Below are 22,552 nucleotides of genomic sequence, written 5' to 3'. Positions count from 1 at the left end.
CCGCCTCCAAAACAACAACGGCGCGCAAACCAATTGGCTTGCGCGCCGTTTTTATTGCCGCCGACTGATCGGGGATACGCGCCCCTAGAGCAGGTCGCGCAGCCGGTAGTACAGCATCCCGAGCGCCAGCATCTGGTTGCCGAGGAACTGCCCCACGGGCAGCCGGATGTGGCGGATCTTCTCGAACAGATCGAGCCGCTCCATCGTGCCGGAAATGGCGTCGGCTACGATCTCGCCCGCGATATGCGTCGCGTTCACGCCATGCCCGCAGTAGCCCTGCATATAATAGACGTTGGGCTCACGCCGCCCGATCGCCGGCACGCGCGTCAGCACGATGTCGATCTTGCCGCCCCACGCGAAATCGAGCGCGACGTCCTTGAGCTGCGGAAACACCTCGACCATGCGCGGCCGCAGCGTTTCGCGGATATCCGCCGGATCGCGGTTCGAATAGTTGCAGCGCCCGCCGAACAGCAGACGGCGATCGGCCGACAGCCGGAAATAGTCGAGCACCACGTTGCTGTCCGCAATCGCGAGGTCGCCTGGAATGATCTCGCGCGCCATATCCTCAGCTAGCGGCTCAGACGCGACGATGTAGCTGCCGGTCGGAAACAGCAGGCCGTTGAGCCGTCCGGTCTGGAACGAGGGATCGAGATATCCGGCGAGCACGACCGACGATGCCTCCACGCGGCCCTCTTCCGTCACGACCACGGGCGACGCGCCCCCCGTCACAGACACGACCGGGCTTTCCTCGAAGATGCGCACGCCAAGCCCAGCCGCCGCGCGCGCCTCTCCCAGGCAGAGGTTCAAGGGATGCAGATGCCCGCTGCGCCGGTCGACATAGGCGCCGTGATAGGCGTTCGAACCGATCACCCGCTCCATGGCCTCTGGCTCGACCAGCTCCAGCGGGTCGCCGTCGCCTTCGGCCCGGCGCTCGTCGACGTAAGCGCGCAGCAAATCCATGTGCCGCGGCCGAGCCGCCACCTCGCCCCAGCCATGCTTGAGATCGCAGCGGATCTGATGCGTCTCGACGCGACGCTCGATGATGTCGTGGCCGAGATAGCGGATGTCGGCCAAGAGCCGCCGCCCATCCGCGCCGAGCTGGCTCTCGATGCGATGCTCGCCGCTGATGCCGGCAATCATCTGCCCGCCGTTGCGCCCCGAGGCCCCCCAGCCGATGCGTCGCGCCTCGACCAGAGCCACCGCGTAGCCGCGCTCGGCCAGGCTGAGCGCCGTCGACACGCCGGAGAAGCCGCCCCCCACGACGCAAACGTCGGCCTTGATCGTGCCTTCGAGCTTCGGGTAGCGCGTCGGATCGTTGGCCGTCGCAGCGTAATAGGAATTGATATGGGTGGCTGACATGGACCTTACATAGGCGGTTGAGGCGTGTTTGCAAACGATCCGGGCCGCGAGCGCATTCAATCGCGTCGCGGCCGTTTCGCATGGCTGCGGGCCCTGACACACTTGGCGCAGAGGCGCCGTGAGCGCAGAGACCCGGCCGAACCGGGCGCCTACTTGGCGCCCGCGTCAACCGCCTTCAACTCCCGCTCCTGCTGTTGGCTCGCGCGTTTCGTCGAATAGGACGCAACGAGCACGCCGATGGTCACAAGTCCAATCATGATCGTAGAGATCGCGTTGATCTCAGGCGTCACGCCGAGACGCACCTGGCTGTAGATCTTCATGGGCAGCGTCGTTGCACCGGGGCCCGTCGCAAAGCTCGCGATCACGAGATCGTCGAGCGACAGCGTGAACGACAAGAGCCACGCCGAGATCACCGACGGCGCGATGATCGGCAACGTCACCTGCAGGAACGTCTGGATCTGCGTCGCGCCGAGATCCATGGCCGCCTCTTCGACCGACTTGTCGAAGTCGTAGAGACGCGCCTGCACCACGACCGCCGCAAAGCACATCGAGAACGTGGCGTGCGCGATGACGACGGTCCAGAAACCGCGGTCCATGTTGAGCGCCACGAACAGGAGCAGCATCGAGAGGCCCGTGATCACCTCGGGCATGACGAGCGGCGCAAAGATGAGTCCCGAGAACAGCGTGCGCCCGGGGAAGCGCCCCGCCCGCACCAGCACGATGGCCGCCAGCGTGCCGAGAATGGTGGCCAGCGTGGAGGACAGGATCGCCACCCGGAGCGTCACCCACGCAGCGTTGAGGAGACCCTCGTTCTGCAAAAGCGACGCGTACCACTTGGTCGACCAGCCGCCCCACACCGTCACGAGCTTCGACTCGTTGAAGCTGTAGATCACCAGCAGCAGGATCGGGATGTAGAGAAACGCAAATCCGAGCGCGATCGACGTCGCGTTGAACCAGCTAAAGCGTCTCATCGCGCAGCCTCCCGCTCTTTTTCCTGGTTGCTCTGGAACATCACAATCGGAATGACCAGCACGAGAAGCAGCACTACCGCCACCGCAGAGGCCACCGGCCAGTCACGATTGCCGAAGAACTCACCCCACAGCGTCTTGCCGATCATCAGCGTATCCGAGCCGCCAAGCAGATCGGGAATGACGAATTCGCCGGTCGCCGGAATGAAGACGAGGAAGCAGCCCGCCAGCACGCCCGGAAGCGACAGCGGGAACGTCACCTGCCAGAACGACTTCCACGGCGGCGAGCCGAGATCGGCTGCCGCTTCGAGCAGCGCCGGGTTGATCTTTTCGAGGCTCGCATAGAGCGGCAGGATCATGAACGGCAGGTACGAGTAGATGATGCCGATGTAGACCGCGAGCGGCGTGTTCATGATCGTCAACGGCTCGCTGATCACGCCGAGGTTCATCAGGAACAGGTTGAGCAGGCCCTCCTTCTTCAGGATGCCGATCCACGCATAGACGCGAATGAGAAATGAGGTCCAGAACGGCAGGATCACCAGCATCACGAGCGTGGGCTGCCATTCCTTGGGCGCCCGCGCCATGCCGTAAGCGATCGGATAGGCGACAAGCAGCGTCAGAACCGTCGAGATGCCCGCGATCTTCAGCGCCGAGAAGTACGAGTTCACATACAGGCTGTCGTTGAAAATGAACCTGTAGTTCTCGAAATCCAGTTTCGAGATGAACTCCCCGATGCCCATCGAGAAATCGAACACCGGAGTATACGGCGGAATGGCCGTCGCGATATCCGACAGCGAAATCTTGAAGACGATGAAAAACGGAATGAGAAAGAAAACCAGGAGCCACAGGTAGGGCACCGAGATGAGAAGCCAGCGGCGCATGGGATCAAATCCTTCAACACGAGGCGAGCGGCGAACTACTTGGCGAGCACGATTCCGGTTTCGGCCGGCCACTGCAGCCAGACCTTGTCCTCCCAGCTGATCGGCCGGTCGACGGTGCGCGACGAGTTCGTTCGCAGCGCCTTCACGCGCTGCCCGTTGGCAAGCTCGACGTGGTAGTGCGAGATCGACCCGAGATAGCCGACATCCACCACCTTGCCCGGCAGCGCATTGCTCGCGTCCGTCGGCTTGTCGAGATCGATGTGGATCTTTTCCGGACGCAGCGCCAGCCAGACCTGCTGCTGTCCCGCGCATCCTTCGGGCGCAACAGCCTTGAAGCGGGCAAGCCCCGGACCCCAGTCGATTTCGGCGAACCCGCCCGCCACGTTCACGACTTTGCCCTCGAACAGGTTCACGTCGCCGATGAAGTTGGCGGTGTAACGCGAGTTGGGCGCCTCATAGATGTCGCCGGGCGTGGCGATCTGCACGAACTCGCCGTGATCCATTACCGCGATGCGCGACGACACCGTCATCGCCTCTTCCTGATCGTGCGTGACGATGATGAAGGTCGTGCCCGTACGCTCCTGAATGCCCATCAGCTCGAACTGCGCCGTCTGGCGCAGACGCTTGTCGAGCGCGCCGAGCGGCTCGTCGAGCAGAACGATGCGAGGCTTTTTCGCGATGGCGCGCGCCAGCGCCACGCGCTGCTGCTGGCCGCCCGAAAGCTGGTGCGGTTTGCGCTTGCCGAACTTGCTCAGCTCCAGCATCGCCATCGTCTCTTCGACGCGCTGCGCGATCTGGTCCTTCGGCATTCCGTCCTGCTTGAGGCCGAAACCGATGTTCTGCTCGACGGTCATGTGCGGAAAGAGCGCGTACGACTGGAACATCATGTTGACGGGCCGGTCGTAGGGCGCGAGCTCGGTGATGTCCTGGCCGGCAACGAGAATGCGCCCGCTCGTCGGCTTCTCGAACCCGGCGAGCATGCGCAGCAGCGTCGTCTTTCCGCAGCCGGAGGGGCCCAGCAGCGCGAAGAACTCGCGCTCATAGATGTCGAGCGTACAGTCCTTGACGGCGACGAAATCGCCGAAGCGCTTCACCACGTTCTCGAACCGAACCATCGGCGTCTTGGAAGGGTCCTTCCACGGTGCGAACCCGGATTGCGGCGCCGCCGTGCGAAGCGGCGACCGCGAAGCGCCCGTCGGCGAAGAACTCAGCGCAGCCTCACTCATGATGAAGACCCTCGATCAAATTTCTGCAAGAAAAGAGCTTGTCCGGAACACCCGGCAGGTATGAAAAAACCGCGCCCGAAGTGTTCCGGGCGCGGTTCTGATTTTATTGTCCGGTGACGACTTTCGTCCAGATCCGGGTCACCACTCGTTGCGTCTTGGCGTCGTAGGGCTCCTTGACGAACAGGCGCTTGAGAGTCGCATCATCCGGGAAGATGGAGGTATCAGACTTCACCTCCTCTTTGATGAACTCCTGGGACGCGAGGTTGCCGTTGGCGTAGTTGACGTAGTTCGACGCCTTGGCGATGACCTTCGGATCGAGCATGTAGTTGAGGAAGGCATGCGCCTCCTCGACGTTCTTTGCGTCGGTCGGGATCGCCATCTGGTCGAACCACATTTGCGCGCCTTCCTTGGGGATCTTGTAGCCCACGGTCACGCCGTTCTTGGCTTCATCGGCACGATCGCGCGCCTGCAGGATGTCTCCCGAGAAACCGACGGCGATGCAGATGTCACCGTTGGCCAGCGCGTTGATGAACTCGGACGAATGGAACTTCTGGATGTTGGGGCGAATGCTCTCGAGCAGCGCGCCGGCTTTCTGGAGCTCGCCCGGGTCCTTGCTGTTCGGATCGAGACCCAGATAGAGCAGCGCGACGGGCAGGATGTCGTCAGCCGCATCGAGCAGGAAGATGCCGCAATCCTTGAACTTCGACACGATCTCGGGCTTGAAAATCAAGTCCCAGGAATCGACCGGCGCATCCGCCATCCGTTCCTTGATCTTGGCCTCGTTGTAGCCGATGCCCGTCGTGCCCCACATGTAGTTGATGGAGTAGTCGTTGCCGGGATCGTAAAGGGCGGTCCGCTCGTTGATGAGCGGCCAGGTGTTCTTCAGGTTCGGAAGCTTCGACTTGTCGAGCTTCTGAAACACGTTTGCCGAGATCTGACGCGCCAGGAAGGGCCCCGTGGGAACCACGACGTCATAGCCGCTGCCGCCAGCGAGCAGTTTCGTCTCGAGCAGCTCGTTGCTGTCGAACACGTCGTAGACGACCTTGATGCCGGTTTCCTTCTCGAAGTCCTTGAGAACTTCCTCGTCGATGTAGTCGGACCAGTTATAGACGCGGACCTCTTTGGCCAGCGCGGGCGCCCCGGCGAGCAGCGCTGCCGCAGCGGCAGCACCGGCAAACGACCGGCGCATTCCTGCAAAATCGAACATTCACGACCTCCCATCGGAGCGATAAAGACGGAACGGATAAAGCTGCAGCGGCCCCGTCACCATCCGCCGGCCTGACCTCCCCATTGTGATCACATTAATCGCGCGCTACAAGTATTTCCTTGGAGCAATCGTGACCGTTATCGCCACGAACCTGCTCAAAAAATGATCGGACTGCTCTACTGCGCTGCAGCATTTGAACCCTACCTCTTGGAGGTGGCGACGAAGTCCATGTCACACAGCGAGAGAACAGAGACCCGGAAAGCGACCACGCCTCGTCGCTCCGCGGCGGCGCTGAAGCGGATGCCCCAGCGCCTCGGAGACATTGCCCTCACCACCCACGAAAGTGTCTATCGCGGCCTGCGCAATCGCATTCTCTTCGGCGGCTTTCTGCCGGGCAGCGCGGTGACGCTGCGCGGACTCGCCGAGGACATGGGCGTGAGCCCCATGCCGATCCGCGAGGCGGTCCGCCGCCTCATCGCCGAACGCGCCCTGAAGATGATGGACAACCGCCGGGTGCTGATCCCGCCCATGACCGAGGAAGCGTTCGAGCAGATCATCTTTTCCCGCAAGACACTTGAGCCGGAACTCGCCTCCCGCGCCATGGATCGCATCGGACCTGCCGAGATCAAGGCCATCTCCACCCACGACCGCGCCGTCGACCGTGCCATGGCGATCGGCGACGTCGAAGGTTACATGCAGGCCAACTACCGCTTCCATTTCGCCATCTACGAGCGCGCCCGCGCCGACACGCTGCTGGCTCTCGTCGAAAGCATCTGGCTCCAGTTCGGGCCGTTCATGCGCATGGCCTACGGCCGCTGGGGAACCTCGTCCCTGGAGGACCAGCACCAGGCCGCCATCGCCGCCCTCGAACGAAAGGACCGCAAGGCCCTCAAGGCCGCAATTGCCGCCGACATCAGCCAGGGCATGAACTTCATCGGCGAAGGCATTCTGAAACGGTCCAGTTAACGGCTTGAACGCCGCGCGGGCGCGCCCCCGGGCCGTCTCAGCCCAAATGTCCAGCCGCGACCGCTTGAGTTTGCGGTCCACTTGTGATCACATTAGCGGTGAATTGAGCTTAGGTGCGTCCTGCAAGCGGCGGCGTCTCGATCGGCCGGCATGCGAAAGTGTGTCTTCTGCGCCGGAGTTCCGCCCTCGATGAGCGCACGCAAGGCCCACTGCGTGCATGACCAAACCGACGTGCATGAAAACCAAGGTGTAGCATGTCCCGCGACAACGGATCTCCGTCCACGCCCGCTCCCGATGAGTTTTCGTTCGGCACCGAGCCCGAGCACCTGCGCGCCTGGCTGACCCACCATCGCATCGAGGAAGTCGACTGCGCCGTGCCCGACATCGCGGGCGTCGCGCGCGGCAAGACCATGCCGGCCGGCAAGTTCGTCAAGCTGGACGCCGTGCATCTGCCAATCTCGATTTTCCACCAGACCATCACCGGCGACTACGTCGGCTTCGAAGAGGACGGCCAGCAGCTCTACGCCGAGAGCGACCTGATGATGGTCCCGGACCTCGACACCATTCGCCCAGCGCCTTGGGCGTCGAGCCCGACCGCGCAGGTCATTCACGACGCGACATGGCAGACGGGCGATCCGGTCGAGATCGCGCCGCGCCAGGTTTTGAAGCGCGTGCTCAAACTCTATGAGGACGAAGGCTGGCTGCCGGTCGTCGCGCCCGAGCTCGAATTCTATCTCACCAAGACCAACCCCGATCCGGACTATCCGCTCGAGCCGCCGACGGGACGCTCCGGTCGCGCAGGCGCGGGCCGTCAGGCCTACAGCCTCGGCGCCGTCGACGAGTACGACAAGATCGTCGACGACATCTACGAGTACGCCGAGCGCCAGTATCTGAAGATCGATACGATCATTCAGGAAGGCGGCGCCGCCCAGCTCGAAATCAATCTGATGCACGGCAACCCGGTGGATCTTGCCGATCAGGTCTTCCTGTTCAAGCGCACCATCCGCGAGGCCGCGTTCACGCACGGCTGCTACGCGACCTTCATGGCCAAGCCGCTCGCCAACGAGCCCGGCAGCGCCATGCATATCCATCAGAGCCTGACCGACAAGAAAACCGGCCGCAACGTCTTCACCGACGAGAACGGCGGTCCGACCAAGCTGTTCTACCAGTTCCTGGCCGGCCAGCAGCAGTACCTGCCGCAGGCCACGTGCCTGCTCGCTCCCTACGTCAATTCCTATCGCCGCCTCGTGCCCGGCGGCGCCGCACCCATCAACGTCGAGTGGGGTAACGACAATCGCTCGGCGGGCCTGCGCGTGCCGTTCTCTCCGACTGCGGCGCGGCGCGTCGAGAACCGCCTCGCGGGCTCCGACGCCAACCCCTACATCGCCATCGCCGCCAGCCTCGCCTGCGGTTATCTCGGCATCAAGAAGGCTCTCGAGCCGCGTCAGGCCGTCGTAGGCAACGCCTACCGCAGCGACCACCAGTTGCCGCGCGGCCTGCTCGAAGCGCTGACGGAGTTCGAGGACAGCACGGACCTGCACGAAATTCTCGGCAAGCGTTTCTCGCACGTCTACCTGGAGCTGAAGCGCTCCGAGTTCGAGGAATTCATGCGCGTCATCAGCCCGTGGGAACGCGAGCATCTCTTGCTCAGCGTTTGACAGGCGCGACTGGTGTGACGGACGACCCAAGGAAGCAGACGAAGTGACACGGTTCGATCGAGTATCGAAAACGCGCAAGACAGAGCTCCTCGAGCTGTGCGCCCGTATTGGATTCACGCCGTCCACGGCCCGCTGATCTGCGCCTGACGGCCCTCGCCGATCCGCACTGGAACGCGCCCCCCGGAAGGCGGCGCACACAAATCGAACCTCGATCCCACCGGAGACATCCCCCCATGTCTGAGTCCCAAAAATCTAAATCCGAAAAGAACGCCGATACCCGCGTCAAGAACAGCACCGCCGAGTGGCGCGACCTCGACGCCCTTCATCACCTTCATCCCTTCTCCAACCACGCCTCGCTGCGCAGCGGCGGCGCGCGCGTGATCGTCAAGGGCGACGGATCCTACATCTGGGACAGCGAAGGCCACCGCATCCTCGACGGCATGGCCGGCCTCTGGACCACCAACGTCGGCTATGGCCGCGCCGAGCTGGCCGACGCCGCCCGCGATCAGATGCTCGAGCTGCCGTTCTACAATACGTTCTTCCGCACCACCCATCCGCCCGTCATCGCGCTCGCCAGGAAGCTGGCTGAGCTGGCGCCCCCGCACATCAACCAGGTGTTCTTCGGCTCGTCGGGTTCGGAATCGAACGACACCGCCATCCGCCTGATCCGCCACTACTGGGCGCTCAAGGGCGAACCGAAGCGGCGCATCATCATTTCGCGCAAGACCGCCTACCACGGCTCCACGATCGCCGCAGGCTCCATGGGCGGCATGCCTCACGTCCACGAGCACAGCTATCCCGTGTATGACGGCTTCCGCCACATCATGGACCCCTGCTGGTTCGACGCGGGCCGTGACGGAGAAAGCCTCGAGGCATTCGGCGTGCGCGCCGCCCAGGCCCTTGAGGACGAAATCCTGGCCATCGGCCCTGAAAACGTCGCGGCCTTTGCGGGCGAGCCCGTGCAGGGCGCGGGCGGCGTCAAGATCGCGCCCGACTCCTACTGGAGCGAGATCCAGCGCATCGTCGACAAGTACGGCATCCTGTTCCTCGCCGACGAGGTGATCACCGGCTTCGGGCGCCTTGGCACGTGGTTCGGCTCGGACTACTACGGCATCAAACCGAACATCATCACCTTCGCCAAGGCCGTGACGTCGGGCTACCTGCCGCTGTCCGGCATCCTGGTCGATGATCGCATCGTCTCGGCCCTGATGGCGCACAACGACGACTTCAACCACGGCTACACGTTCTCGGGCCACCCCGTGGCCTGCGCCGTCGCCCTCAAGAACATTGAGATCATGGAGCGCGAGAACCTCGTGCCCAAGGTCAAGGAGTTCGGCGCGCCGCGCATGGCCAGGATGCTTGCCAAGTTCAAGGACCACCCACTCGTCGGCGAGGTCCGCTCGGTCGGCATGATGGCGGCCATCGAGCTGGTGGCCGACAAGCGCACGCGCCGCCGCTTCGACAACCCCGGCCGCGTCGGCCTCATCTGCCGCGACCACTTCTTCCGTGAAGGCTTCATCATGCGCGCCGTGTTCGACACCATGGTCTGCGCCCCGCCCCTCATCTGGCGCGAGGAAGAGTTCGTCGAAGCCGAGCGCGTCATCGCCAAAGCCCTCGACCTCACACTCGCCGAAGTTTCCGGAGAACTCGCTGCATGACACGGCCGATCGTCATCATCCCCTGCGACACCAAGGTGATCGAAGGCATGACCTTCGACGCCGTGGGCCGCAAGTACTCGGCCGCCGTGGCGGAAGTCGCCGACTGCCAGCCCCTGCTCGCGCCCCTCGGGCCGAGCATGCTGGACATGAACGCATTGCTCGAAATTGCCGACGGCATTCTGCTGTCAGGCAGCCTGTCGAACGTACATCCAAGCCTCTACGGCGCCGACGAGCCGCCCCTCAACGACAAGGCCCTCGATCCTGAGCGCGACAGCCTCACGCTGCCTTTGATCCGCGAAGCGTTGAATCGCAAGAAGCCGCTGTTCGCCATCTGCCGCGGCTTCCAGGAGTTGAACGTCGCCCTCGGCGGCACGCTCGACCAGGCCGTGCACACGGTCTCCGGTCGCAACGACCATCGTGAACCCGCTCACCCGATGGTCGAGGATCGCTTCGGCCCCTCCCATCCCGTCGCGCTCTCGGGCACGCTCAAGAGCTGGGTGGGCAAGGACGAGATCATCGTCAACTCGCTGCATTGGCAGGGCATCCAGCGTCTCGCCCCGCCGCTCACCGCCGAGGCCCACGCCAAGGACGGCTTGATCGAGGCCGTACGCGGCCCCGCCGATCATCCGTTCCTGTTCGGCGTGCAGTGGCACCCGGAGTGGCAGGCCAAGAACAATGCGGCTTCCATTGAGATTTTCCGCCGCTTCGGTGCGGCTGCAAGAGGGTCTTCCACGACATGAGCAATCACTTCCTCACTCCCAACGCGGCGGAGGCCTTCCTCGCCGCGCATCCCTCGGTGGAGTGGATCGACGCCTTCGTCCTCGACATGAACGGCCATCCGCGCGGCAAGCGGCTGCGGCGCGGCGACCTCGTCGGCATCGCCAAGAGCGGCATGATGATGCCGGGCTCTGTCTTCATCATGGACCCGCGCGGCAACTGCATCGCGGAAACCGGCCGGCTCTGGTCGACGGGCGATCCGGATTTCAATTTCCGCATCCTGGCCGGAACGCTCGCGCCCGTGCCCGTCGCGGGCGGACGCTTCGCCCAGGCCGTCATCGTGCCCGAGAAGGATGATCCCCTCGATCCGCGCCACGTGCTGGCAACGCAGGTGTCGCGCTTCAAGGCCAAAGGGCACACGCCCGTCGCCGCCGTCGAGCTTGAGTTCTACGTCACCGTGCCCGGCCCCGGCGGCGCCTTCACGCTCGATGCGCCTCCCGGCGTCTCGCGCGAAACCGACATCCCCCTCACGTTCCAGTTCGACGACATGGACGCGCTGCAGGCGTTCAACGACGACATCTATCGCATCGCCGAAGCGCAGGGCCTGCCGGTCGACGCGCTGACGCAGGAAAGCGGGCCGTCGCAGTTCGAGATCAACCTCAAGCACACCGATGACGTGGTCCAGGCCGCGCTCGACGGGCTGCTGCTGAAGCGCGCCGTCAAGGCCGCCGCACGCGCGCACGGTCTCACCGCAACCTTCATGGCCAAGCCGCATCACGAGTGGGCCGGCTCCGGCATGCACATCCACATGAGCCTGCTCGACAAGGCCGGCGCCAACGTCTTCGCCGGCAAGCCCATCTCGCCGCTGTTCCGCGACGCGCTCGGCGGCCTTCGCGAAACCATGGGCGACTTCATGGCCATCTGGGCCCAGACCGCCAACGCCTACCGCCGCTACGTGCCGGAATCGTACGTCTCGATGGCCGCGCACTGGGGCCACAACAACCGCACCGTCGCGCTCCGCATTCCCGATCAGGCCGGCCCGGCCACCCGCGTCGAGCACCGCGTTGCGGGCGCCGATGCCAATCCCTATCTGGTCATTGCGGCGATCCTGGCCGGCGCGGCCCACGGCATCGCCAACAAGATCGACCCCGGCCCCGAGGTGAAGGGCAACAGCGAGGATCTCGACGCGACCCCGTTGCCGAGCGTCTGGGCCAACGCACTCTCGGCATTCGAAACGTCGCCCGTCGTCCGCGAGGCCTTCGGCGCCGACTTCCAGCACGTCTACACGCGCCTGAAAGATAAGGAGCGTACGGACTTCGAGCGGATCGTCACGTCGCTCGATCATCTTTGGTACGCGAACGTAGCCTGACGGCAGAAAGGTTGCAGGAGGCACCCCATGACGTCACTTGCACATTTTGAAAAAGTTGCAGGATCGATCGCGCTGCCGGGCAAGGCCGTCATCGACGGCAAAACGCTCGCAGCCGCGAGCGGCGCGACGTTCGACAACGTCTCCCCTCGCGACGGCCGGGTGCTGAACCAGGTCGCCGCCTGTTCTGCCGCCGATGTCGACTTCGCCGTCACCTCCGCCCGTCAGGCATTCGAGGACGGACGCTGGCGCAAGCTGCATTACCGCGAGAAGAAGCGGATCCTGTTCGCCCTCGCCGATCTCATGGAGCGCGACGCCGAAACCCTCGCGGTTCTCGAAAGCCTCGACATGGGCAAGCCTATCTCGAACTCGCTCGAGAGCGACGTTCCGGGCTCGATCAACACGTTGCGCTACTACGCCGAGGCCCTCGACAAGGTCTACGGCGAAGTCGCGCCTGCCGCCCCGAACCGCTTTTCCTTCGTCGAGCACGAGCCGCTCGGCGTCATCGGCGCCATCGTGCCGTGGAACTTCCCGCTGCTGATGGCGATGTGGAAGATCGCGCCTGCTCTCGCCATGGGCAACTCCGTGGTCCTGAAGCCGGCCGAGCAGTCGCCAATGACCGCCCTCAAGATCGGCGAGCTGGCGCTCGAAGCGGGCCTGCCACCTGGCGTGCTCAACATCGTCCCCGGCCTGGGCGGCGAGGCCGGCAAGGCCATCGCGCTCCACAACGACGTCGACATGATCGCGTTCACGGGATCGGGCGCCGTTGGCCGCTTGCTGATGCAGTATTCCGGCCAGAGCAATCTGAAGCGCGTGAGCCTGGAGCTCGGCGGCAAGTCTCCGCACATCGTCTTCTCCGACTGCCCGAACCTCGACACCGCAGCCGAGCATGCGGCCTGGGGCATCTTCTACAATCAGGGCGAGGTCTGCACGGCCGGCTCGCGCCTCCTTGTGCACGAGAGCATCGCCGAGCCGTTTGTCGAGAAGGTGCTCGCCGTCGCGCGCACCATCGTGGCAGGCGACCCGCTCGAACCCAAGACGTCGTTCGGCGCCATGGTCTCCGGCGAGCAGATGAACACCGCCTTGCGCTACATCGAGACCGCGGGACGCGAAGGCGGCGACCTGCGCCTCGGCGGCAAGCGCACGCGCCTCGACTCCGGCGGCTTCTATGTCGAGCCGACCGTGTTCGACAACATCGCGCCAACGTCCACCCTCGCCCGCGAGGAAGTGTTCGGCCCCGTCCTCGCCGTCACGCGTTTCGCCCAAGTCGACGACGCGATCCGCTACGCCAATGACACGCCCTATGGCCTGGCCGCCGGCCTCTGGACCCGCGACGTGTCGCTGGCCCACCGCGCCGCGCGCGAGATCCGCGCCGGCCTCGTCTGGGTCAACGGCTGGGACAGTTGCGACCTGACGATGCCGTTCGGCGGCTTCAAGCAATCCGGCTTCGGCCGCGACCGCTCGCTGCACGCCCTTCACAAGTATGCGGACCTCAAGTCCGTCTCGATCACGCTCCCCTGAGCCAACACGCCACGAACGGTGCAAGCCATGAATGTCTCTCCTCCGAAGTATCCGACCTCCGCTCTCATCGACGGCCGTTGGGTCACGTCTGCGAACACCTTCGCGGTGCTCGACCCGGCGACGGGTGAGGAAATCGCGCGCGTGCCCGATCTCGGCGCGGCCGAAACCGCGGCTGCCATCGATGCGGCGGAGAAAGCCTTCCCGGCCTGGTCGAAGAAGACCGCCAAGGAGCGTGCCCAGATCCTGAAGCGCTGGTTCGACCTCGTCATCGCCGACACCGAGGCGCTCGCCCAGCTCATGACGGCCGAACAGGGCAAGCCGCTCGCGGAATCCCGCGGTGAGGTCGCCTATGGCGCATCCTTCATCGAGTGGTTCGCCGAGGAAGGAAAACGCGCCTACGGCCGCACGATCCCGAACACGATGGCCGGCAAGCGCTACCTCACCATCAAGCAGCCGATTGGCGTCATCGCGGCCATTGCGCCGTGGAACTTCCCGATTGCCATGATCACGCGCAAGATCGCGCCAGCCCTCGCCGCGGGCTGCACGGCCGTGGTCAAGCCCGCCGAGGACACGCCCCTTTGCGCGCTCGCCATCGCCAAGCTCGCGCTCGATGCCGGTGTGCCGCCCGGCGTCTTCAACGTTGTCACGACGTCGGATGCACCGGCCGTCGGCAAGGTGCTGTGCGATGACCCGCGCGTGCGCAAACTCTCGTTCACGGGCTCGACGGAGGTCGGCAAGGCGCTCTATCGCCAGTGCGCGGGCACTGTGAAGAAACTGACGCTCGAGCTTGGCGGCAACGCGCCGCTGCTCGTGTTCGACGATGCGGATCTCGCCCAGGCCGTCGCGGGTGCGATGGCCTCTAAATATCGCAACGCAGGCCAGACGTGCGTCTGCGCCAACCGCATTCTCGTGCAGTCCGGCATCTACGATCGCTTCGCCGAAGCCCTCGCCGCGGAAACAAAGAAGCTCAACGTCGGCCCCGGCCGCGACGCGGGCGTCACCACAGGCCCGCTCATCAATGCCGACGCGGCCAAGAAGGTCGATGGCCTCGTGCGCGACGCCGTCTCGAAGGGCGCCAAGGTCCTCGTCGGCGGCGCACCCGCATCCGCCGGACCGCTCTTCTACCAGCCGACGGTGCTCACTGGCGTCAAAGCCGGCATGACCATCACGGACGAAGAGATCTTCGGCCCCGTCGCCTCCCTCATCCGCTTCGAGACCGAGGCGGAAGCGATCGAACTCGCCAACGGCACGCCTTTCGGGCTGGCAGCCTATCTGTTCAGCCAGAACATCGCCCGCGCCTGGCGCGTCGCCGAAGCGCTCGACGCCGGCATGGTCGGCGTCAACGAAGGCATATTCTCGAATGAAGCCGTGCCCTTCGGTGGCGTGAAGGAGAGCGGCCTCGGCCGCGAAGGCGCCGCTGAAGGCCTCGACGAATACTTCGAAACCAAATTCATCTGCCTCGGCGGAATAGCCTAGGCCGCAACGCGCAAACGACATTCGCAACGAAAGCTCGCCCGCATGACCACCTCAGCCGAACTTCACACCCGCCGCATGGCCGCCGTTCCCCGCGGCATCGGACATGCGACTCAGATCTACGCCAAGCGCGCCAAGAACGCCGAGCTCTGGAGCGAGGACGGCAAGCGCTACATCGATTTCGGAGCGGGCATCGCCGTGGTCAACACGGGCCACGGCCACCCGCGCATCCTCGCCGCCATCGAGGAGCAGATGAAGTCGTTCAGTCACGTCTGCTTCCAGGTGACGCCGCACGAGAACTACGTGTCGCTCGCCGAGCGGCTGAACGCCGTCGCCCCCGTCACCGGCCCGGCAAAAACGATGCTCGCCTCAACCGGCGCCGAAGCGGTCGAGAACGCGGTCAAGGTCGCGCGCTGCTTCACGGGCCGCCCGGGCATCATCTCGTTTTCGGGCGGCTTCCACGGCCGCACGCACATGGGCATGGCGCTCACCGGCAAGGCCGTGCCCTACAAGAAGGGCTTCGGCCCTTTCCCGGCCGACATCTACAACGTCGCCTTCCCGAACCTCTATCACGGCACCTCGACCGCCGAGAGCCTCAAGGCCCTCAAGGCGCTCTTCAAGTATCAGGCCGATCCCTCGTCGATCGCCGGCATCATCATCGAGCCGGTACAGGGCGAAGGCGGCTTCAACATCGCGCCGACCGACTTCCTGCAGGCCCTGCGTGCCCTCTGTGACGAGCACGGCATCGTTTTCATTGCCGACGAGATCCAGACCGGCTTCGCCCGCACGGGCAAGCTGTTCGCGCTCGAGCATGCGGGCGTGAAGGCCGACGTCGTCACCCTCGCCAAGGGCCTCGCGGGCGGCTTGCCGCTGTCTGCCATCACGGGGCGCACCGACATCATGGACGCGTCCGCTCCGGGCGGCCTCGGCGGCACCTACGCCGGCAACCCCATCGCCTGCGCCGCAGCCCACGCCGTGCTCGACATCATCGAGGACGAGAACCTCTGCGCGCGCGCCAACGCCATCGGCGACATCATCCAGTCGCGCTGCCGCGATCTCGCCGGACGCTCGAACCTCAACTGCATAGGCGACGTGCGCGGCCTCGGCGCCATGTGCGCGGTCGAGTTCGTCAAGAACACCGCGAGCGGCGAGCCCTCGCCGGAATTGACCGCGCAAGTCCTCAAGATCGGCAACGAGCGCGGCCTGATCCTGCTGTCGTGCGGCACCTACGGCAACGTCATCCGCTTCCTGCCGCCGCTCACCGCATCCGATGCCCTCGTCAAGGAGGGCATGGACATCTTCGAAGCGACCCTGACCGAGGCCGTCAGCAAGCTTCAGTGATCCACCAAACCTTTTCACCTACGCAAGGCACGTGTCCATGACCGTTCAGCTCAAGACCAACGACCTCGAAGCCTTCTTCATGCCGTTCTCGGCGAACCGGCGATTCAAAAGCGCGCCGCGCCTGCTCGCCTCCGCCAAGGACATGCACTACTTCACCGAGGACGGCCGCAAGATCCTGGACGGCACATCCGGCCTATGGTGCGTCAACGCCGGCCACTGCCGCCCGCGCATCGTCGAGGCGATCCAGAAGCAGGCGGCCGAGCTCGATTTCGCCGGCACCTTCCAGATGGGCCACCCGAAGGCGTTCGAGGCGGCCTCCCGCCTGGTCAACATCGCGCCCAAGGGTTTCGACCACGTCTTCTTCACGAACTCGGGCTCCGAGTCCGTCGAGACCGCGCTCAAGATGGCGCTCGCGTATCATCGCGCCAGGGGCAACGCATCGAAGGTTCGCCTGATCGGGCGTGAGCGCGGCTATCACGGCGTCAACTTCGGCGGCACCGCCGTCGGCGGCATCGCCGCCAACCGCAAATGGTTCGGCACCGTTGTGGCCGGCGTCGATCACCTGCCGCACACGCACGACCTCGCCCGCAACGCCTTCAGCCGCGGCGAGCCCGAGCACGGCGTCGAGCTGGCCAACGAGCTGGAACGCCTCGTCGCGCTGCACGATGCGTCCACCATCGCGGCCGTCATCGTCGAGCCGGTCGCCTGCTCGACAGGCGTTCTGATTCCGCCCAAGGGATACTTGAAGCGCCTCGAAGCCATCTGCCGCAAGCACGACATCCTGCTGATCTTCGACGAGGTCATCACCGCCTTCGGCCGCCTCGGCACGCCGTTCGCCGCCGACTACTTCGACGTATCGCCCGATCTGATCACGACCGCCAAGGGCATCACCAACGGCACGATCCCGATGGGCGCCGTGTTCATGAAGAAGAACGTCAACGACACCCTCATGTCCGGCCCCGAGAACGCCATCGACTTCTTCCACGGCTACACGTATTCCGGCCACCCGATGGCAGCGGCGGCCTCGATTGGCACCCTCGACACGTACCAGGAAGAAGGCTTGCTCACGCGCGCTTCGCAAATCGCACCCTATTGGGAAGAACGCATGCACGCCCTCAAGGGGCTGCCGCACGTCATCGACATCCGCAACATCGGCCTGATTGGCGCCATCGAATTCCAGCCCGATCCCGACGCCCCCGGCGAACGCGCCTACTCCCGCTTCGTCAAATGCTTCGAGAAGGGCCTGCTCGTGCGCCAGACCGGCGACATCATCGCGCTCTCGCCGCCCCTGATCGTGACCGAAAGCCAGATCGATCAGCTCTTCGACATTTTCACAGACGTGCTGAAGCACGCCGATTGATGGGAATTCAGATGCGCACGATCGAGAACGGCATCGGCGGCAAGAAGGTTGCTTCGGCATCCTCGCAGGCGTCAAACGTCTATGACCCGGCAACCGGCGAGGCGACGGCGCGCCTCCCGCTCTCCACCGTCGCAGAGGTCGCCTCCGCCGTCGCCGCCGCCAAGGCTGCGTCGGAAAGCTGGGGCGCCACGCCTGCCATGAAGCGCGTCTCGCCGATGTTCCGCTTCAAGGACCTGCTGCAGAAGAATGCCGATGCCATCGCGCGCGCCATTTCCTCGGAGCACGGCAAGACCCACGCCGACGCGCTCGGCGAATTGCAGCGCGGCATCGAGGTCGTCGATTTCGCGTGCGGCATCCCGCATCTTTTGAAAGGCGAGTTCAGCCGCAACATCGGCCCCGACATCGATAGCTGGTCCGATCGCCAACCGCTCGGCGTCGTCGCCGGCATCACGCCGTTCAACTTCCCGGCCATGGTGCCGATGTGGATGTTCCCGGTCGCGGTCGCCTGCGGCAACACCTTCGTGCTGAAACCCTCCGAGCGCGATCCGTCCGCGCCGATGCTGATCTGGGAGCTGTTCCAGGAAGCAGGCTTCCCGAATGGCGTCCTCAACGTCGTGCACGGTGACAAGACCGCCGTCGACACCCTGCTCGATCATCCAGACGTAAAAGCCGTGAGCTTCGTCGGCTCGACGCCCATTGCGGAGTACGTCTACACGCGCGGCGCCAAGGCCGGAAAGCGCGTGCAGGCCCTCGGCGGCGCCAAGAACCACATGATCGTGATGCCCGACGCCGACATGGACAAAGCCGTCGATGCGCTGATGGGCGCGGGCTACGGTTCAGCCGGCGAGCGCTGCATGGCGATCTCGGTCGCGGTGCCTGTCGGAAAGCGCACGGCCGACCAACTCGTCGAAGCCCTCGCCCCGCGCGTGCGCGCCCTCAAGGTTGCGCCCGCCACCGATCCCGAGTCCGAAATGGGCCCCGTCGTCACCGGCGAAGCCAAGCGCCGCATCACGGACCTGATCGCGCTCGGAGAGAAGGAAGGCGCCGAGCTCGTCGTCGACGGCCGCGGCCTCGTGCTGCAAGGCTACGAAAACGGCTTCTTCCTCGGCGGCACGCTGTTCGATCGCGTGACGCCCGACATGACGATCTACAAGCAGGAGATCTTCGGCCCCGTCCTCTCCGTCGTGCGCGCAGAGAGCTATGACGAGGCAGCCAACCTCGTGAACAGCCACGAGTACGGCAACGGCACGGCCATCTTCACGCGTGACGGCGACACCGCCCGAGCCTTTGCCGACAAGATCGAAGTCGGCATGGTCGGCATCAACGTGCCGATCCCGGTTCCCGTCGCCTATCATTCGTTCGGCGGCTGGAAGCGCAGCCTGTTCGGCGATCACGCCGTGTACGGCCCCGAGGGCGTGCGCTTCTATACGCGCATCAAGACGGTGACGGCCCGCTGGCCCACCGGCATCCGCTCCGGCGCCGAGTTCAACTTCACCGGCCGCAGCTAAACACCACACGACCGCCACGCTCTCCGGCAAAAATTGCACGCGCCTGAACCGGCGCGCGGCACGCATATGCACGCGACCAAACGACGTCCCGTAAACGGAACAAAAGCGGCGCCCCCGGCGTTCAGTGCTCGCACGGCATGCGCGTAACCCTTTTTCGCGACGACGGGATGGGCTGATCGCAATTTCGCTATATCGTCGTGACACGGCTCGAGTTGCAGGCACCAGCAGAAAAGCCTGCGCGCCGCCGCCGCCCGGAAACCCCGACAACCGAGATGGATTGAATGTCGATTTTCTCTTCCGGCTTCGCACGCAAAACGCTCGGCCTGATGACGGCCGCAACATTCATCCTTGTCCTAATTGCCATACTCTCGATCTGGATGGTCGTGCGCACGCAGGAAAGCGCCAAATCCGTTGCCAGCGACCGCGAGGTCCGCATCGCCGCAACCGTCATCCTGACCGCGCTGCTCAATGCCGAAACCGCCCAACGCGGCTTCCTTCTCACCGGCAAGGAAGAGTACCTTGCCCCCCTCGCCTCAGCCGAAAGCGGACTTCCCGGCTATCTCTCCACCTTGCGGAAGGCCACGCGATCGGTTCATGAAAACGACGCGAACATTACCCGCCTGCAAGAGCTTACAAGCATCAAGATGCGGGAATTGACGCGCACGATCGATCTGCAGCGCGAAGGCCGCCACGCAGACGCGTTGATGATCGTCAACGCGGGCGAAGGCCGTACTGCGATGGATGAGGCGCGCAACGTTCTCGGCCAGATCATCGCCACGGCGGAAAGCAGGGTCGGCACCAGCCTCGGCGCCATGGAGGCAGACGCCAGACAACTGGCTTGGGTGACTGGCATCGGCGGCCTCAGCATCATCCTCTTCTCTCTGATGGCGCTGCATTTCGTGAAGGAGAATACCGCCGGCCTCGTCGCAGCCCGCCAGAAGGTGATGGAGCTCAATACAGGCTTGGAAGACCGGGTCGCAGAGCGCACGACATCGCTCACGCGCGCCAACGAGGAAATCCAGCGCTTCGCCTACATCGTCAGCCACGACCTGCGCGCGCCCCTTGTGAACATCATGGGCTTCACGAGCGAGCTGGACGTCAGCACGACGGCGCTCAAAACCTATTTCGACGCCGACGAACCGACCGAGGAGCAGACGCTGGCCGCCAAGCGCGCCGCCGCCGAAGAGATCCCCGAAGCGGTCTACTTCATTCGCGCGTCCACCACCAAGATGGACGCCTTGATCGGGGCCATTCTCAAGCTGTCGCGCGAAGGGCGCCGCGAGCTCAAGCGCGAGCGCGTCGATCTCGACACGCTCTTTGCCGCCAGCGCCGCCAACCTCCAGCATCAGCTCGATACGGCCAACGCGACCATCGAAATTCCCCAGGAGCTTCCGAGCGTCGTGGGCGATCGCCTGGCGCTCGAGCAGGTTTTCGGCAACATCCTGGAAAACGCCGTCAAGTACCTCGCCAAGGACCGGCCGGGGCTTATAGAGGTTGCCGGCGAGGAATCGGGCGGGCGCGTCAAGATCCGGATTAAGGATAACGGCCGCGGAATCGAGGAGAAAGACCTCGAACGTGTATTCGAACTCTTCCGCCGCGCAGGGACCCAGGATCGGCCAGGCGAAGGCGTGGGCCTTGCTCATGTGCGTGCACTTGTGCGCAGGATGGGCGGGGACGTGACCGTCACTTCAACTTTCGGCCATGAAACGACGTTTGAAGTCGATCTCCCGAAAAAGTCGCGCATAAAAGAACCTCACGTGGAGAGCCTATGATGTCCGACCCCTCTAAAGCCGCCCACGTCACCATCGTGATGATCGAAGACGACGAGGGCCACGCCCGCCTTATCGAGCGCAACATCCGCCGCGCGGGCGTCACCAACGAGATCATCCCGTTCCAGAACGGCACCGCCGCTCTGTCGTATCTGTTCGGCGCCGACGGCTCGGGCGACACCAACGCGCGCCGCGCGCTGCTCGTGCTGCTCGATCTCAACCTGCCCGACATGAGCGGCGTCTCGATCCTGGAAAAGATCAAGTCGAACCCGAACATTCGCCGCTCCCCGGTCGTCATCCTCACGACCACCGACGACGAGCGCGAAATCCAGCGCTGCTACGATCTCGGCGCCAACGTCTACATCACCAAGCCGGTGAACTACGAGAGCTTCGCCAACGCAATCCGCCAGCTCGGCTTGTTCGTCTCCGTCATGCAAGTGCCGACAACAGACTGAGAGCGCTCCACGCGATGGTGCACGTCCTCTACATTGACGACGACGAAGGACTGGCGCGCCTGCTGAAGCGCGTGCTGGCCGCGGAGGACATTGCCCTTTCGCACGCCGTCAACAGCCGCGACGGCCTGGCGCTCCTGAGGGCGAACACCTACGACGCCATCGCTCTCGACCACAATCTCATCAGCGAAACCGGCCTCGATCTCATTCCCGAGATCCTCGCCATCGAAGATGCGCCGCCCATCATCTACGTCACGGGCTCTGAAGACGCCCGCGTCGCCGTCTCCGCTTTGAAGGCGGGCGCCGTCGATTACGTCTGGAAGGATGTGGACGGCCACTACCGCGAGCTTCTCGCTCAGTCGGTCAAGCAGGCCATGGTTCAGCGCCGCCACCAACGCGAGAGCGAAGAGCAGCGCCGCGCCATCGAAGCCGCCAAGGAGCGCGCCGAGCTTTTGCTCGCGGAAGTCAATCACAGGGTCGCGAACTCCCTGGCCCTCATCGCTTCGCTGGCATCGTTCCAGGCCAGTGCCGTCAGCGACGAGGCCGCGAAAACCGCGCTTGCGGAAATGAAGGCGCGCATCATCGCCATCGCCGGCATTCACCGGCGGCTCTACACGTCAACCGATGTCCGCTTCGTCGACCTGGACGCCTACCTCAACAACCTCGGCGAGGAACTGGTCGCAGTGCTGGGCAACGACGGCCAGAGCGCCATCAAGGTCTTCGCCGACGAGAACATTCGCTTGCCGACCGACCGCGCCATTTCCCTCGCCGTCATCGTCACGGAGCTTGTCACCAACGCCTTCAAGTACGCCTACCCGGTGGATCAGGCCGGCGACATCCGCGTCTTCCTGCGCCGCGTCAACGGCAGCCGCCTCTCACTCGTCGTCGAGGACGACGGCATCGGCTGGGACGGCTCCGACAAACCCAAGAGAACGGGCCTCGGCACGCGCATCATCACGGCCATGGCGCGCGGCCTCGAAGGCACCTTCCACTACGAGACCGGCAATCGCGGGACACGCGCGACGCTAGATTTCGCGCTCTGATCGCCTTTGCCCGGCCGAACCATCACGCAACTTTGACCACCCAGACGCGAGCCGCTATCACTCCGGCGCATCGCAACAC

At 64.5% G+C, this 22,552-nt stretch carries 18 protein-coding genes; 13 read left to right on the top strand and 5 right to left on the bottom strand.

Annotated elements, in window-relative coordinates:
• Positions 1-84 precede the first annotated feature (84 nt).
• The 5 genes from K2Y42_RS09800 to K2Y42_RS09780 all read right to left on the bottom strand — a co-directional run bounded on the left by K2Y42_RS09800 (position 85) and on the right by K2Y42_RS09780 (position 5,641).
• Positions 85-1,359, bottom strand: a complete 1,275-nt coding sequence (locus K2Y42_RS09800) for an FAD-binding oxidoreductase (protein ID WP_291151681.1) — start codon at positions 1,357-1,359, stop codon at positions 85-87.
• 149 nt (positions 1,360-1,508) lie between these two features.
• On the bottom strand, positions 1,509-2,330 hold the full coding sequence (locus tag K2Y42_RS09795) for an ABC transporter permease (protein ID WP_291151679.1): 822 nt from the start codon (positions 2,328-2,330) through the stop codon (positions 1,509-1,511).
• Positions 2,327-3,208 carry an ABC transporter permease subunit gene (locus K2Y42_RS09790; protein WP_291151678.1) on the bottom strand — a complete coding sequence of 294 codons (882 nt, stop codon included), beginning with the start codon at positions 3,206-3,208 and terminating at the stop codon, positions 2,327-2,329. Before K2Y42_RS09790 ends, K2Y42_RS09795 begins: the two co-directional genes overlap by 4 nt.
• 35 nt (positions 3,209-3,243) lie before the next feature.
• A complete protein-coding gene (locus K2Y42_RS09785; RefSeq protein WP_291151677.1) occupies positions 3,244-4,434 on the bottom strand; it encodes an ABC transporter ATP-binding protein in 1,191 nt (396 codons plus the stop codon).
• Between the two features lie 103 nt (positions 4,435-4,537).
• Positions 4,538-5,641 (bottom strand): polyamine ABC transporter substrate-binding protein, encoded by a 1,104-nt coding sequence (locus tag K2Y42_RS09780; protein ID WP_291151673.1) that lies wholly within the window; start codon positions 5,639-5,641, stop codon positions 4,538-4,540.
• 300 nt (positions 5,642-5,941) lie between these two features.
• On the opposite strand from K2Y42_RS09780, the gene K2Y42_RS09775 reads away from it, so the two are divergent.
• The 13 genes from K2Y42_RS09775 (at position 5,942) to K2Y42_RS09715 (ending at position 22,473) form a co-directional block, all read left to right on the top strand.
• Complete coding sequence (locus tag K2Y42_RS09775; protein WP_291151671.1) at positions 5,942-6,607, top strand: GntR family transcriptional regulator; 666 nt, start codon at positions 5,942-5,944, stop codon at positions 6,605-6,607.
• Positions 6,608-6,861: 254 nt separating this feature from the next.
• Positions 6,862-8,265: a glutamine synthetase family protein gene (locus tag K2Y42_RS09770; RefSeq protein ID WP_291151669.1), complete on the top strand. Its 1,404-nt coding sequence runs from the start codon at positions 6,862-6,864 to the stop codon at positions 8,263-8,265.
• Positions 8,266-8,498: 233 nt separating this feature from the next.
• Entirely contained in the window at positions 8,499-9,923 is a 1,425-nt protein-coding gene (locus tag K2Y42_RS09765) for an aspartate aminotransferase family protein (protein WP_291151667.1), read from the top strand.
• Positions 9,920-10,663 carry a gamma-glutamyl-gamma-aminobutyrate hydrolase family protein gene (locus tag K2Y42_RS09760; protein ID WP_291151665.1) on the top strand — a complete coding sequence of 248 codons (744 nt, stop codon included), beginning with the start codon at positions 9,920-9,922 and terminating at the stop codon, positions 10,661-10,663. The genes K2Y42_RS09765 and K2Y42_RS09760 overlap by 4 nt, the downstream gene beginning before the upstream one ends.
• Positions 10,660-12,009, top strand: coding sequence for a glutamine synthetase family protein (locus K2Y42_RS09755; protein WP_291151663.1), 1,350 nt, complete (start codon positions 10,660-10,662; stop codon positions 12,007-12,009). The genes K2Y42_RS09760 and K2Y42_RS09755 overlap by 4 nt, the downstream gene beginning before the upstream one ends.
• A 27-nt stretch (positions 12,010-12,036) precedes the next feature.
• Positions 12,037-13,527: an aldehyde dehydrogenase gene (locus K2Y42_RS09750; protein WP_291151661.1), complete on the top strand. Its 1,491-nt coding sequence runs from the start codon at positions 12,037-12,039 to the stop codon at positions 13,525-13,527.
• Positions 13,528-13,554: 27 nt separating this feature from the next.
• Positions 13,555-15,003, top strand: coding sequence for an NAD-dependent succinate-semialdehyde dehydrogenase (locus K2Y42_RS09745; RefSeq protein WP_291151659.1), 1,449 nt, complete (start codon positions 13,555-13,557; stop codon positions 15,001-15,003).
• Positions 15,004-15,045: 42 nt separating this feature from the next.
• Positions 15,046-16,341, top strand: a complete 1,296-nt coding sequence (gabT, locus tag K2Y42_RS09740; RefSeq protein ID WP_291151658.1) for a 4-aminobutyrate--2-oxoglutarate transaminase — start codon at positions 15,046-15,048, stop codon at positions 16,339-16,341.
• Between the two features lie 37 nt (positions 16,342-16,378).
• Positions 16,379-17,701 (top strand): aspartate aminotransferase family protein, encoded by a 1,323-nt coding sequence (locus K2Y42_RS09735; protein ID WP_291151657.1) that lies wholly within the window; start codon positions 16,379-16,381, stop codon positions 17,699-17,701.
• An 11-nt stretch (positions 17,702-17,712) separates the two neighbouring features.
• Complete coding sequence (locus tag K2Y42_RS09730; RefSeq protein WP_291151655.1) at positions 17,713-19,209, top strand: CoA-acylating methylmalonate-semialdehyde dehydrogenase; 1,497 nt, start codon at positions 17,713-17,715, stop codon at positions 19,207-19,209.
• A gap of 281 nt (positions 19,210-19,490) precedes the next feature.
• On the top strand, positions 19,491-20,981 hold the full coding sequence (locus K2Y42_RS09725; RefSeq protein WP_291151654.1) for a CHASE3 domain-containing protein: 1,491 nt from the start codon (positions 19,491-19,493) through the stop codon (positions 20,979-20,981).
• On the top strand, positions 20,981-21,433 hold the full coding sequence (locus K2Y42_RS09720) for a response regulator (protein ID WP_291151652.1): 453 nt from the start codon (positions 20,981-20,983) through the stop codon (positions 21,431-21,433). The genes K2Y42_RS09725 and K2Y42_RS09720 overlap by 1 nt, the downstream gene beginning before the upstream one ends.
• 14 nt (positions 21,434-21,447) lie before the next feature.
• Positions 21,448-22,473 (top strand): histidine kinase dimerization/phosphoacceptor domain -containing protein, encoded by a 1,026-nt coding sequence (locus tag K2Y42_RS09715; RefSeq protein WP_291151649.1) that lies wholly within the window; start codon positions 21,448-21,450, stop codon positions 22,471-22,473.
• The last annotated feature ends 79 nt before the right edge of the window (positions 22,474-22,552 follow it).

This window comes from Hyphomicrobium sp., assembly GCF_019744875.1.
Lineage (GTDB): Bacteria > Pseudomonadota > Alphaproteobacteria > Rhizobiales > Hyphomicrobiaceae > Hyphomicrobium_C.
The sequence above is the reverse complement of the archived record's forward strand: the minus strand, read 5'-3'. Positions and strand labels throughout refer to the sequence as shown.

What these genes read in the sequence shown, in the direction of transcription:
- K2Y42_RS09715 (WP_291151649.1), top strand. Translation starts at nt 21,448, where the DNA reads ATGGTGCACGTCCTCTACATTGACGACGACGAAGGACTGGCGCGCCTG.
- K2Y42_RS09760 (WP_291151665.1), top strand. Translation starts at nt 9,920, where the DNA reads ATGACACGGCCGATCGTCATCATCCCCTGCGACACCAAGGTGATCGAA.
- K2Y42_RS09765 (WP_291151667.1), top strand. Translation starts at nt 8,499, where the DNA reads ATGTCTGAGTCCCAAAAATCTAAATCCGAAAAGAACGCCGATACCCGC.
- K2Y42_RS09720 (WP_291151652.1), top strand. Translation starts at nt 20,981, where the DNA reads ATGTCCGACCCCTCTAAAGCCGCCCACGTCACCATCGTGATGATCGAA.
- K2Y42_RS09745 (WP_291151659.1), top strand. Translation starts at nt 13,555, where the DNA reads ATGAATGTCTCTCCTCCGAAGTATCCGACCTCCGCTCTCATCGACGGC.
- K2Y42_RS09730 (WP_291151655.1), top strand. Translation starts at nt 17,713, where the DNA reads ATGCGCACGATCGAGAACGGCATCGGCGGCAAGAAGGTTGCTTCGGCA.
- K2Y42_RS09770 (WP_291151669.1), top strand. Translation starts at nt 6,862, where the DNA reads ATGTCCCGCGACAACGGATCTCCGTCCACGCCCGCTCCCGATGAGTTT.
- gabT (WP_291151658.1), top strand. Translation starts at nt 15,046, where the DNA reads ATGACCACCTCAGCCGAACTTCACACCCGCCGCATGGCCGCCGTTCCC.
- K2Y42_RS09785 (WP_291151677.1), bottom strand. Translation starts at nt 4,434, where the DNA reads ATGAGTGAGGCTGCGCTGAGTTCTTCGCCGACGGGCGCTTCGCGGTCG.
- K2Y42_RS09775 (WP_291151671.1), top strand. Translation starts at nt 5,942, where the DNA reads ATGCCCCAGCGCCTCGGAGACATTGCCCTCACCACCCACGAAAGTGTC.
- K2Y42_RS09750 (WP_291151661.1), top strand. Translation starts at nt 12,037, where the DNA reads ATGACGTCACTTGCACATTTTGAAAAAGTTGCAGGATCGATCGCGCTG.
- K2Y42_RS09800 (WP_291151681.1), bottom strand. Translation starts at nt 1,359, where the DNA reads ATGTCAGCCACCCATATCAATTCCTATTACGCTGCGACGGCCAACGAT.
- K2Y42_RS09725 (WP_291151654.1), top strand. Translation starts at nt 19,491, where the DNA reads ATGTCGATTTTCTCTTCCGGCTTCGCACGCAAAACGCTCGGCCTGATG.
- K2Y42_RS09735 (WP_291151657.1), top strand. Translation starts at nt 16,379, where the DNA reads ATGACCGTTCAGCTCAAGACCAACGACCTCGAAGCCTTCTTCATGCCG.
- K2Y42_RS09755 (WP_291151663.1), top strand. Translation starts at nt 10,660, where the DNA reads ATGAGCAATCACTTCCTCACTCCCAACGCGGCGGAGGCCTTCCTCGCC.
- K2Y42_RS09795 (WP_291151679.1), bottom strand. Translation starts at nt 2,330, where the DNA reads ATGAGACGCTTTAGCTGGTTCAACGCGACGTCGATCGCGCTCGGATTT.
- K2Y42_RS09790 (WP_291151678.1), bottom strand. Translation starts at nt 3,208, where the DNA reads ATGCGCCGCTGGCTTCTCATCTCGGTGCCCTACCTGTGGCTCCTGGTT.
- K2Y42_RS09780 (WP_291151673.1), bottom strand. Translation starts at nt 5,641, where the DNA reads ATGTTCGATTTTGCAGGAATGCGCCGGTCGTTTGCCGGTGCTGCCGCT.